Annotated in this window: 12 protein-coding genes; 11 read left to right on the top strand and 1 reads right to left on the bottom strand. The window is 42.2% G+C overall.

The features are described 5' to 3' along the window. The first annotated feature begins 119 nt into the window (after positions 1–119). From NSQ17_RS17660 to NSQ17_RS17620, 9 genes are all read left to right on the top strand, one after another. Positions 120–977, top strand: a complete 858-nt coding sequence (locus NSQ17_RS17660) for a class II fructose-bisphosphate aldolase (RefSeq protein WP_007497678.1) — start codon at positions 120–122, stop codon at positions 975–977. Positions 978–1,088: 111 nt separating this feature from the next. Next, complete coding sequence (gene fsa, locus NSQ17_RS17655; protein WP_003215343.1) at positions 1,089–1,727, top strand: fructose-6-phosphate aldolase; 639 nt, start codon at positions 1,089–1,091, stop codon at positions 1,725–1,727. Between the two features lie 246 nt (positions 1,728–1,973). Then, entirely contained in the window at positions 1,974–3,263 is a 1,290-nt protein-coding gene (locus NSQ17_RS17650) for a UDP-N-acetylglucosamine 1-carboxyvinyltransferase (RefSeq protein ID WP_007497673.1), read from the top strand. Between the two features lie 32 nt (positions 3,264–3,295). Next, the gene (gene glpX / locus NSQ17_RS17645; RefSeq protein WP_007497670.1) at positions 3,296–4,261 is read left to right on the top strand and encodes a class II fructose-bisphosphatase; all 966 of its coding nucleotides are present in this window, start codon (positions 3,296–3,298) and stop codon (positions 4,259–4,261) included. Between the two features lie 364 nt (positions 4,262–4,625). Continuing rightward, the gene (gene rho, locus NSQ17_RS17640) at positions 4,626–5,909 is read left to right on the top strand and encodes a transcription termination factor Rho (RefSeq protein WP_007497667.1); all 1,284 of its coding nucleotides are present in this window, start codon (positions 4,626–4,628) and stop codon (positions 5,907–5,909) included. A 130-nt stretch (positions 5,910–6,039) separates the two neighbouring features. Further along, a complete protein-coding gene (gene rpmE, locus NSQ17_RS17635) occupies positions 6,040–6,240 on the top strand; it encodes a 50S ribosomal protein L31 (RefSeq protein WP_003215407.1) in 201 nt (66 codons plus the stop codon). A gap of 87 nt (positions 6,241–6,327) precedes the next feature. Further along, positions 6,328–6,930, top strand: a complete 603-nt coding sequence (locus NSQ17_RS17630; protein WP_007497666.1) for a thymidine kinase — start codon at positions 6,328–6,330, stop codon at positions 6,928–6,930. Positions 6,931–7,209: 279 nt separating this feature from the next. Continuing rightward, positions 7,210–8,910: an oxaloacetate-decarboxylating malate dehydrogenase gene (gene malS, locus NSQ17_RS17625; protein ID WP_338704444.1), complete on the top strand. Its 1,701-nt coding sequence runs from the start codon at positions 7,210–7,212 to the stop codon at positions 8,908–8,910. 91 nt (positions 8,911–9,001) lie between these two features. Beyond that, on the top strand, positions 9,002–9,958 hold the full coding sequence (locus tag NSQ17_RS17620; RefSeq protein WP_007497662.1) for an AEC family transporter: 957 nt from the start codon (positions 9,002–9,004) through the stop codon (positions 9,956–9,958). 34 nt (positions 9,959–9,992) lie between these two features. On the opposite strand, the gene racA is transcribed toward NSQ17_RS17620, so the two are convergent. Then, complete coding sequence (racA, locus tag NSQ17_RS17615; RefSeq protein WP_096881967.1) at positions 9,993–10,544, bottom strand: chromosome-anchoring protein RacA; 552 nt, start codon at positions 10,542–10,544, stop codon at positions 9,993–9,995. Between the two features lie 210 nt (positions 10,545–10,754). Between racA and prfA the strand changes: the two genes are divergently transcribed. After that, entirely contained in the window at positions 10,755–11,822 is a 1,068-nt protein-coding gene (gene prfA / locus NSQ17_RS17610) for a peptide chain release factor 1 (protein WP_008343422.1), read from the top strand. Beyond that, complete coding sequence (gene prmC, locus NSQ17_RS17605; protein ID WP_342467642.1) at positions 11,812–12,699, top strand: peptide chain release factor N(5)-glutamine methyltransferase; 888 nt, start codon at positions 11,812–11,814, stop codon at positions 12,697–12,699. Before prfA ends, prmC begins: the two co-directional genes overlap by 11 nt. Positions 12,700–12,755: the final 56 nt, after the last annotated feature.

Raw genomic sequence — 12,755 nt, 5'->3', positions numbered from 1 at the left:
ATAAGAAGAAGAAAGCGATCTGACTTTGAAAGTTTACATATGGCGAGAAATTCTGGTCATGCTAGGGTGGAGAGCTTTTTTTAGTAAGCAAATTAGCTACATAGGGAGGATTTTTCATCATGCCTTTAGTTTCAATGACAGAAATGTTGAAAGACGCAAAGGAAAAAGGTTACGCTGTTGGACAGTTTAACTTAAATAACTTAGAATTCACGCAAGCGATTTTACAAGCTGCTGAAGAAGAGAAATCTCCAGTTATCTTAGGAGTATCTGAAGGAGCAGGACGCTACATGGGCGGCTTCAAAACAGTTGTCGCAATGGTAAAAGCGTTAATCGAAGAATATAATGTAACAGTTCCTGTTGCGATTCATTTAGATCACGGTTCAAGCTTTGAATCTTGTGCAAAAGCTATTCATGCAGGATTTACTTCTGTGATGATTGATGCTTCTCACCATCCATTTGATGAGAACGTAGCGACAACTGCAAAAGTAGTTGAGCTTGCACATTTCCACGGTGTATCTGTAGAAGCTGAGCTTGGAACTGTTGGTGGACAAGAAGACGACGTCATCGCTGAGGGCGTTATTTATGCTGATCCAAAAGAGTGCCAAGAGCTTGTAGAACGTACTGGTATTGACTGCCTTGCGCCTGCACTAGGTTCAGTTCATGGTCCATACAAAGGTGAACCAAACCTTGGTTTCGCTGAAATGGAAGAAATCGGTAAAACAACTGGACTTCCACTTGTTCTTCACGGCGGAACAGGTATCCCAACTGCTGACATCAAGCGTGCGATTTCACTTGGTACAGCAAAAATCAATGTAAACACTGAAAACCAAATTGCTTCTGCGAAAGCAGTTCGCGAAACACTTGCTGCAAAAACAGAAGAGTATGATCCACGTAAATATCTTGGACCAGCTCGTGACGCAATTAAAGCGACTGTTATCGGCAAAATGCGTGAATTTGGTTCTTCTAACCAAGCATAATTTGATGAGAACCGAAAGCCGCCTGAGTCACAGGCGGTTTTCTCCATATCTTGAGAAAGCGCAATCAAATTTACATTTCAGACAATTTATTGATAGGAGAGTGGCACAGTTATGTTATTTTTCGTAGACACAGCGAATATCGCAGACATCAAAGAGGCACACGAGCTTGGCATTTTAGCAGGCGTGACAACAAACCCTAGTTTAGTAGCGAAAGAAAAGGACGTATCGTTCCACGACCGCCTTCGTGAAATCACTGACGTGGTATCAGGTTCAGTTAGTGCGGAAGTCATTTCCCTCAAAGCAGAAGAAATGATCGAAGAAGGAAAAGAGCTTGCTGCTATTGCACCAAATATCACAGTGAAAATCCCAATGACAACAGACGGTCTTAAAGCGGTCAAAGCGTTAACAGACCTTGGGATTAAAACAAACGTCACGTTGATTTTTAGTGCAAATCAGGCACTTCTTGCAGCTAGAGCTGGTGCGACGTATGTCTCTCCATTCCTCGGCCGCTTAGATGACATTGGCCAAAATGGTCTTGATCTCATTAGTGAAGTGAAAACCATTTTTGATGTTCATGGATTAGATACACAAATCATTGCTGCATCCATTCGTCACCCGCAGCATGTGACAGAAGCTGCGCTTAGAGGTGCTCATATCGGCACAATGCCGCTGAAAGTCATCAAGCAGCTGACAAAACACCCATTAACGGATGCAGGCATTGAGCAATTTTTAGCAGACTGGAATAAATAAGTGATTGTGGCAGACGGATACGCGTCCGTTTGCCGCAGTTTTCCTTAAATACGCTAAGAAATGTTTTGTGCAAAGAAGAGAACATCACAGCCTCGCAAAGCTTCGATTATTTTTCTTCCGACAAATTTCGTTTAACCTGTATTCTTTCTCTTGATATTGGCTAAATTTTGGACAAGACCTTTTAAAGCGCGACATCCACAAACAGTATAACTCCAACAGTGATCTTCTTTAAGAAGGGAGACAAATATGGAAAAGTTAAACATTGCCGGCGGTGACCCCTTGCGCGGGACCGTACATATTAGTGGTGCGAAAAATAGTGCTGTGGCACTGATTCCTGCCACGATTCTCGCTGATTCTCCAGTAACCATTGAAGGCCTTCCGCATATTTCAGATATTGACACATTACGAGATCTGTTAGAAGAGATTGGCGGAAAGGTCACGTTTGAAAAAGGTGAGATGGTTGTCAATCCTGCCTCCATGATCAGTATGCCGCTTCCTAATGGGAAAGTGAAGAAACTACGAGCATCCTATTACTTAATGGGCGCCATGCTCGGTAGATTCAAGCAGGCTGTCATTGGATTGCCAGGGGGATGTCACTTAGGACCTAGACCGATCGATCAGCATATCAAAGGCTTTGAAGCACTTGGAGCCGAGGTGACAAACGAACAGGGTGCGATTTATTTGCGCGCTGAAAAATTAGTCGGAGCCCGTATTTATCTTGATGTTGTCAGTGTAGGTGCGACCATCAACATCATGCTGGCAGCCGTGCTGGCTGAAGGGAAAACAGTGATTGAAAATGCCGCAAAAGAACCCGAAATTATTGATGTAGCGACACTGCTTGCAAGCATGGGAGCTAAAATCAAAGGTGCGGGGACGGATGTGATTCGGATCGAAGGTGTGGAATCTCTTCATGGTTGCAGGCATTCCATCATCCCTGACCGCATAGAAGCAGGTACATTTTTAATTGCAGGTGCAGCGATGGGGGATGAAGTTGTGCTTGATAATGTGATCCCAACTCATTTAGAATCAATTACGGCGAAACTTAGAGAGATGGGATTCACAATTGAAACAAGCAACGATCAAATGCTGATCGTTGGCAGAAATGAAGGACTCAAGCCTGTCGATATCAAAACTCTTGTGTATCCGGGCTTTCCGACCGATCTTCAACAGCCGATGACGGCTTTGTTAACAAAGGCGAAAGGCACGAGTGTCGTGACAGATACCATTTACTCTGCCCGCTTTAAACACATTGACGAATTGCGTCGAATGGGTGCTAACATGAAGGTGGAAGGAAGATCTGCTATTATTACAGGTCAAACGCAGCTTCAAGGTGCAAAGGTCAAAGCAAGTGATCTGCGAGCAGGTGCTTGTCTCGTTGTTGCAGGGTTAATGGCAGACGGTGTGACTGAAATCACAGGGCTTGAACATATAGACAGAGGATATAGTATGCTTGAGGAGAAGCTTGAAGGCTTGGGTGCAACCATCTGGCGTGAAAAGCTGAATGACCAAGAAATAGAAGAACTTCAAAATTCATAAGGCTTTGACTGTGAGAGGAGATTTGGACAAAAATGGAAAGAAGTTTATCGATGGAACTAGTACGGGTGACAGAAGCAGCTGCATTAAAATCTGCTCGTTGGATGGGTAGAGGTTTAAAAGACGAAGCGGATGATGCTGCAACAAGTGCCATGCGTGATGTATTTGATACGATTCCGATGAAGGGAACTGTGGTCATCGGCGAGGGAGAAATGGACGAAGCACCAATGCTTTATATTGGGGAAAAGCTTGGAAACGGATATGGACCTCGCGTGGATGTCGCTGTTGATCCATTGGAAGGAACAAATATTGTGGCAAGCGGCGGCTGGAATGCTTTAGCTGTTATTGCTGTTGCAGATCATGGCAACTTGCTGAATGCACCTGATATGTACATGGATAAGATCGCAGTAGGTCCAGAAGCGGTAGGCTGCATCGACATTGAAGCGCCTGTCATTGACAATCTTCGTGCTGTTGCAAAAGCGAAAAACAAAGATATTGAAGATGTTGTTGCGACAATTTTAAACAGAGAGCGACATGAAAAGATCATTGCTGAGCTGAGAGAAGCTGGAGCAAGAATCAAGCTGATCGATGATGGTGACGTTGCAGGAGCCATTAATACAGCATTTGATCACACAGGTGTTGATATTCTATTTGGTTCAGGTGGAGCGCCTGAAGGTGTCCTTTCTGCTGTTGCGTTAAAAGCACTTGGTGGAGAAATCCACGGTAAGCTTCTTCCACAAAGTGAAGAAGAGCTGAGACGCTGTGAGAAAATGGGACTGGATGTTGGAAAAGTCCTCAGAATGGAAGACCTCGTGAAAGGCGATGACGCCATTTTTGCAGCGACAGGTGTAACAGATGGCGAGTTATTAAAAGGTGTTCAATTTAAAGGCTCTGTTGGAACAACACATAGTGTTGTCATGCGTGCGAAATCAGGTACTGTTCGATTCGTCGATGGCAGACACAGTTTAAAGAAAAAACCGAATCTTGTCATTCGTCCGTAATCTGAAAGCGGGTATTCTTTACCCGCTTTTCATATAGGTGTCAAATATATATCATTTTCTTTTTAAAGTTGAATATTCCCTGCAAATGAGGTAAAACTAAAGAGTGCTGCGAAATTTTCTGCGAATTTACTTCTTTTAAGCTTCAACAAGTTTAAATACTGCCGCATCATGACGATATACTCATTATCCTTCTCTATGTTGACAAAGCTCAATTTCACATTGTTCCTATCTTTACGATAAAACGAGTGGGAGCGTTACCATGAGAGCGAGGTCATTCCAACAAAAACGGAATTAAAAGCTAATCAAATACAATGGTCATGCATTTGTAATGAAATACATTGACTAGAAAAGTGTGGTGTCCATATTGAAAGATGTTTCGATTTCATCTTTGGAAAATATGAAATTAAAAGAGCTGTATGAGTTAGCAAAAAAGTACAAAATCTCTTATTACAGCAAACTAACAAAAAAAGAATTAATTTTTGCCATCTTAAAGGCGAATGCTGAGCAAGAGGATCTCTTATTTATGGAAGGGGTTCTAGAAATTATTCAGTCAGAGGGATTTGGTTTCTTAAGACCAATTAACTACTCCCCAAGTTCTGAAGACATTTATATTTCAGCTTCACAAATCAGACGCTTTGATTTAAGAAATGGTGATAAGGTGTCTGGAAAGGTACGACCTCCAAAAGAGAATGAACGCTACTATGGCCTCCTTCATGTCGAAGCGGTAAATGGGGACGACCCAGAATCAGCTAAGGAACGTGTTCACTTTCCTGCACTCACGCCGCTATTCCCTGATCGTCAAATGATTCTTGAAACACAGCCTAATCACCTGTCTACTAGAATTATGGATATGATGGCGCCAGTTGGGTTTGGGCAACGTGGTTTAATTGTTGCACCGCCTAAGGCTGGGAAAACCATTTTGCTCAAAGAAATTGCCAACAGCATCTCTGAAAATCATCCAGAGGCAGAACTGATTGTTCTTCTTATTGACGAACGTCCAGAGGAAGTAACAGATATCGAACGTTCTGTTGCAGGTGATGTCGTTAGCTCAACCTTTGACGAAGTACCGGAAAACCACATTAAAGTAGCAGAGCTTGTATTAGAGCGTGCGATGCGTCTTGTTGAACATAAAAAAGATGTCATCATCTTAATGGACAGCATCACAAGGCTTGCTCGTGCATACAACCTTGTCATCCCGCCAAGCGGCCGAACGCTTTCCGGCGGTATTGATCCAGCGGCTTTCCACCGTCCAAAACGCTTCTTTGGTGCTGCGCGTAACATCGAAGAAGGTGGGAGCTTGACCATTTTAGCTACTGCACTTGTTGATACGGGGTCACGTATGGATGATGTGATTTATGAAGAGTTTAAAGGAACAGGAAACATGGAGCTCCATTTAGATCGTTCTCTTGCAGAAAGAAGAATTTTCCCAGCCATCGACATTCGTCGTTCCGGTACAAGAAAAGAAGAACTGCTTGTGCCTAAAGAACATCTTGATCGTCTATGGGCGATGAGAAAATCAATGTCAGATACACCTGATTTCGCTGAGAAATTCATGCGCAAAATGAGAAAAACAAAGACAAACCAAGAATTTTTCGATATTTTAACGCAAGAATGGAAACAAGCAAATATGTCTGCATCAAGAAGATAGCTTCCTGAAAAAATACATTTGCAATCATAGACTCACACTGTTATAATTTTATCATGTGCGTTTCAGAATTTATTCTGAGATATTAACTCTGTTTCCGAATTGGATTCAGGGCGGAAGGAGATGACAGTAGATGAAAACAGGAATTCATCCTAACTACAAAAAAGCTACAGTCAAATGCGCTTGTGGAAATGAGTTTGAAACTGGATCAGTAAAAGAAGAGGTACGCATCGAGATTTGCTCTGAGTGCCATCCTTTCTATACAGGCCGTCAAAAATTCGCTTCTGCTGATGGACGTGTTGACCGCTTTAACAAAAAATACGGTCTTAAGTAATAATAGATACAATAAACAGGCAGGAATCCGTTCTTGCCTGTTTTTTTACGTGGATTGATGGAACTTTAAAACGGGGGAGAAGACCTTATGTATGTGATGAAACAAAGCGGTTGGCTTGAAGTCATCTGCGGAAGTATGTTTTCTGGAAAGTCGGAAGAATTGATTCGGAGAGCCAAAAGAGCCACCTTTGCCAAACAAGAAGTAAAAATATTCAAACCAGCGATTGATAACCGGTATAGCACAAGCTCAGTTGTGTCACATAACGGTTCATCCGTCGATGGGATTGCAGTAACCTCACCAAAAGACATAATAACGCACATATCAGAACGAACCGATGTCATTGGCATTGATGAGGTGCAATTTTTTGATGAGACAATCATTGATATTGTCACTCAGTTGGCTGATAAAGGCTACCGAGTCATTGTTGCAGGCCTTGATCAAGACTTCAGAGGAGAGCCATTTGGTGTTGTTCCGCATTTAATGGCATGTGCAGAGCTTGTAACAAAACTTCAAGCAGTTTGTTCGGTATGCGGCTCCCCAGCGAGTAGAACACAACGCTTGATCGACGGTAAACCCGCATCCTATGATGATCCCATTATTTTAGTAGGTGCGCAGGAATCATACGAAGCACGATGCAGACATCACCATGAAGTACCAAAACTAGATGTTGGTACAACACTTGACAATTAAAAAAATAGCAAATGCCGCTGTGTTTCGTTTTTCGAGTTTTTGGCTGAACACCCATCATTTGTACTTAAATAAATTAAATAACGCTACGAAAAAATTATCTAATTTTCAACGCTTGCGTTTTGGTATAAGCAGGCATAAAATGACTAACTGTAGTGTAAAGCATTTAAACGAAAAGTTCGATTTCTTGTCATAATTTTTTTGATTAAGGATTTTTCTCCTTGATCGTTCTTTGTATTAATAGTTCACTTTATTTATATTTTAGAAAGAGGGTAGTTTTTGATGAACAACGTGAAGAAAACAAAAGAAGGGTACCTCGAAACCACTTTGACAGGTAAAGATGTATTATCGATTCCAACGTTGAACAAAGGCGTTGCTTTCTCTGAAGAAGAAAGACAAGAGCTTGGACTAGAAGGTTTACTTCCTCCAACTGTTCTCACTTTAGAACAACAAGCAGAGAGAGCATACAAGCAATTTCTAGCTCAGCCAGATCGTCTTCGTCAAAACGTATACTTAAGTGATTTGCAAAACCGTAACGAAGTATTGTTCTATAAGCTTCTAACGGACAAGCTTCGTGAAATGCTTCCTGTTGTTTACACACCAACTGTTGGTGAAGCGATTCAAGAATACAGCCATGAATACAGAAGACCTCATGGTGTCTACCTTTCAATCGACAACATTGACGGCATTGAGAAAGCATTTGAAAACTTACATGCAACAGCAGGCGACATCGACCTCATCGTAGCAACTGACTCTGAGAGTATTCTTGGAATTGGTGACTGGGGTGTTGGTGGTATCAACATCGCAATTGGTAAACTAGCTGTTTACACGGCTGCAGCAGGGATTGATCCAAGCCGCGTGATTCCAGTTGTGTTAGATGTTGGAACTAACAATGAAAAATTATTAAATGATCCATTGTACATTGGGAACCACCACAAACGTGTACAAGGTGAAAAATACGAAGAGTTCATTGATGCGTATGTCAAAGCAGCACTTAAATTCTTCCCGAAAGCATTGCTTCACTGGGAAGACCTTGGAAACAAAAATGCGCGTAACATCATGAAAAAATACAACGACAACATCTTAACATTTAATGATGATATCCAAGGTACTGGTGCCATTACTTTAGCGGGTGTTCTTGCAGCTGTCAAGAAAACTGGTACTCAATTGAAAGATCACCGTGTGATGATTTTCGGAGCTGGATCAGCTGGAATCGGAATCGCCGATCAAATGCGTGACACAATGGTTCTTGAAGGTCTAAGTGAAGAAGAAGCAAACAATGCATTCTGGACGTTAGACTACAGAGGATTGCTAACAGATCAGTTTGAAGATGAAGTGCTTGATTTCCAAAAACCATACCTTCGTTCTTCTGATGAAGTAGAAGGCTGGGCTCGTGATGAAAAAGGACAAATCTCATTTGCTGAAGCAGTTCGCAAGGTGAAGCCAACCATTCTTATTGGTACATCAGGTCAAGGCGGCGCATTCACTGAAGAAATTATTAAAGAAATCGCAGCTCATACAGAGCGTCCAGTGATCATGCCGATGTCTAACCCAACTCCACTTGCTGAAGCAGTACCAGAAGATCTATTCAAATGGACAGACGGTCGTGCGCTTGTTGCAACTGGAAGCCCATTCGAAAATGTCGAGTATAACGGAATTGAACATGAAATCGGACAATCAAACAATGCGTTCGTTTTCCCTGGACTTGGTCTTGGTTCAATCGTAACGGAAGCAAAAATCATCACAAAAGGCATGTTCGTTGCTTCTGCAGATGCGATTGCTGAAATGGTTGATCATGATAAACCAGGTGCTGGTCTTCTTCCAAGCATTGATAAATTGCAAGAAGTATCAATCAAGGTAGCTGTTGAAGTAGCAAAAGCAGCAATTAAAGATGGTGTCGCAAGAAGAACACCTGACAACATCGAACAAGCTGTGAAAGATGCTATGTGGATTCCTGAATATAAAAAAATTGTAAGAGCATAATAAAATGTGTAACGCGGCATTGTTTCGGGTAATGTAAGCAATGCCGCTATAAAATAAGAAACATGTAAAGGATTCAAGGAGGAATAGTAAGATGGACTTTTTAAATATTTTGATCCTCCTAGCACCGATTTTTTTCGTTATCGCGCTGGGTTGGTTCGCAGGGAACTTCGGCAGCTATGACGCTAAATCTGCAAAAGGTGTAAGTACACTTGTTACAAAGTATGCTTTGCCAGCGCACTTTATCGCCAGCATTCTGTCAACACCAAAAGATAAATTCTATAGTCAAATTCCATTTTTCGTTGCATTGATTCTCGGAATCGTAGGCTTTTATATCATTATCCTTTTAGTTACGAAATTTGCTTTTAAATATGATTTAACAGATTCATCTGTTTTCTCATTAAACTCAGCACAACCGACCTTTGCATTTATGGGGATTCCGGTCTTGGGCAGTTTATTTGGGGCTCAAGAAGTTGCAATTCCGATTGCTATTACCGGAATAGTTGTAAATGCATTGCTTGATCCAATTGCTATTATTGTGTCAACTGTCGGTGAAAAAACAAAAGGAAAAGCCAAAGACGGCGAAAGTTTCCTAAAAATGACGACGAAAGCGATTTTGCACGGTTTATCAGAGCCGCTTGCGCTTGCACCGTTAGCAAGTATCATTCTTGTTCTTTTAGGATTTAAACTTCCTGAAATCGGACATGAAATGCTAGAGGAAATTGGAAGTGTGACATCAGGGGTTGCGCTCTTTGCAGTCGGTGTCACAGTCGGTATCCGCAAAATTAAACTGAGCTTACCAGCTTTCAGTATCGCATTGCTCAAAGTAGCTGTACAACCGTTACTTATGTATTTTATCGCCATTCTTATGGGTCTTTCGGCGGATGAAATTACAAAAGCTGTATTGCTTGTTGCCTTCCCAGGTTCAGCTGTTGCGGCCATGATCGCCACTCGATTTGAGAAACAGGAAGCAGAAACAGCATCGGCATTTGTGATCAGTGCGATCATGTCACTCATTACATTACCGATCATTATTGCACTTACCGTATAATATAGTAGAAAGGCTGCCTTATAGGCAGCCTTTCTTAGCGAAATGAATGAAACAGAGGGAAGAGCACACGCTTTTTTTTCATGTCGGGGTGTGCCTTTTCCTTTTCTTCTTCTTTTAATGGTTTTGGTTTTGTCAATGTGGCTGTGAGGCGTTCTAATTTTGCAGTTAATTCTTCAATTTCTCTTCTGTGCTGGAGGAGCTGGTAGGAAACGCCTTCATCTGCTTTCTTAGCGAGTTTCCGTTCTATTTCTTGGAAACGGGCTTCAATATGACTGACATGTGATTGCTCTTGAAGGAGCTGTTTCACTTGTTCTTCTAAGGCTTCTATCCGTTTTGATGAGTCAGAAGTTTCTACAGCAGGTGATAATTGCTGGGCGGTTTCTTCATGGATCGGCAGTCTAATGTCATGGAGAATCACACCTTCGTTCATTTGGTGTTGGACCTCTTTGAGCAGCTGGACAATGTCATCATGAAATTCGTAATGTCCAAGTTCATTCCGGGCGACAGGGATGTTGAGCTGTTTGACCCAGCGCTGAATGGTTTTTGAAGATACACCAATTTCCTTTGCAACCTCATTTGTATTCAAACCAAATGCCCTCCCTTTTTTCAATTACAAGTACCATTCTCTTTCGTGAGCATCCGTTCCTTCACGTTAGACAAAACAAGTAACCAATCGCCAAAGATCGTGTTTTCTAGTGAAAAATTGCAGAAAATCAATTGTTTTGGAAATTTTTTTGACTGTCATACCCCGCTATACTATAATTAGACTGTTACGCACAAAACAGAGGTGAAGACCATGTTAGACCGTTTAAAATCAATTGAAGAACGCTATGAAAAGCTAAATGAATATTTAAGTGACCCTGAAGTGGTGAACGACCCTAAGAAGCTTCGTGAATATTCGAAGGAACAATCTGATATTCAAGAAACTGTTGAGGTATATAGACAATATCGTGCGGCATATGATCAGCTAAGTGATGCGAAAGCCATGCTGGAAGATAAGCTCGATGCCGATATGCGCGACATGGTCAAAGAAGAAATTTCAGAGCTCACAGAGGAAACAGAACGTTTAGAAGACGAGCTGAAAATCTTGCTCATCCCCAAAGATCCGAATGACGATAAGAACGTTATTGTGGAGGTTCGTGGTGCAGCGGGCGGAGAAGAGGCTGCGCTGTTTGCAGGAAACCTGTACCGTATGTACAGCCGTTATGCTGAAATGCAAGGCTGGAAAACGGAAGTCATGGAAGCGAGTGTCACTGGAACTGGCGGTTATAAGGAGATCATCTTTATGATTAGCGGTAAAGGTGCATATTCTAAACTAAAGTTTGAAAACGGTGCACACCGCGTGCAGCGTGTTCCTGAAACTGAGTCAGGCGGCCGTATTCATACATCAACAGCGACAGTTGCTGTATTACCAGAGGCTGAGGAAGTTGAAATTGATATCCACGAAAAAGATATTCGTGTGGATACATTCGCATCAAGCGGACCAGGGGGACAAAGTGTTAACACCACAATGTCTGCTGTTCGTTTGACTCACCTTCCAACAGGTGTAGTGGTTTCCTGTCAGGATGAGAAATCACAAATCAAAAACAAAGAAAAAGCGATGAAAGTTTTGCGTGCGAGAATTTATGATAAATTCCAGCGTGAAGCACAAGCTGAATATGATCAAACCCGTAAATCTGCTGTTGGAACAGGGGATCGTTCAGAGCGTATCCGTACGTACAATTTCCCGCAAAACCGCGTGACGGACCACCGTATCGGATTGACGATTCAAAAGCTTGATCAAATTTTAGAAGGAAAACTTGACGAGGTCATTGATGCATTAATTATGGAAGACCAAGCAAGAAAACTTCAAAATGCAAAATAAAGAGCGAACGATCTTTGAAGCCCTTAAATGGGCTTCTTCTTTGTTAACGGAAGCGGGCAGAGACCAAAACGCAGCAGAGTTAATGTTGATGCATGTGCTTGGATGGAGCAGAAGTGAACTTCTTGCCCGTTTTCATGATCCACTGCCAGAGGAGCAAGATTCACAATTCAGCAAGTTCGTCGCACAGCACAAGCGTGGAGTGCCTGTGCAGCATTTAACGGGTGTTGAATTTTTTTATGGGCGTCCTTTTGAGGTAAACAAACACGTTCTGATTCCTCGTCCTGAAACGGAGGAAGTGGTGCTGGCGGCATTGAATATGATGAATCGCGTTTTTCCTAATGATCAGCCGCTCAAAGCTGTTGATGTAGGAACAGGTAGCGGTGCAATTGCGATTACGTTAGCTCTTGAAAAAGAATCTCTCACTGTGATAGCGACGGATATTTCACATGAAGCACTTGAAGTAGCAAAGCGAAATCAAGAAGCGCTTGGTGCAGACGTTCATTTTGTCCAAGGGGATTTACTTGAACCGATTATGGCTCAAGGCATCAAAGTCGATGTGTTTATTTCCAATCCGCCTTATATTGCGGCAGAAGAAATGGATGGTTTATCAGAGGTTGTCACAAAGCATGAACCTGTCAATGCGCTGACAGATGGGCGTGATGGCCTGTGGTTTTATGAGCGTATCGCCTGTGATCTCCACAAGGTACTTCATCAGCAAGCAGTGGTTGTCCTTGAAATAGGACATACACAAGCACAAGATGTAAAAGCGCTTCTTTTGCAGGCGTTCCCTTCAGCTGATGTTCATATCATCAAGGACATCAACGGAAAGGATCGAGCGGTTTGCGCACACATTCAAAACGGAAGTCCGGCTGAATAAAGTCGGACTATTTTATTATGTAAAGATGAAACTTATGGTAAAAGGGAAACGTATAT

It is taken from the genome of Bacillus sp. FSL W8-0629 (assembly GCF_038593225.1).
Classification (GTDB): domain Bacteria; phylum Bacillota; class Bacilli; order Bacillales; family Bacillaceae; genus Bacillus; species Bacillus altitudinis.
Note: the sequence above shows the minus strand (reverse complement) of the source record. Positions and strands in the feature narration are given on the sequence as shown.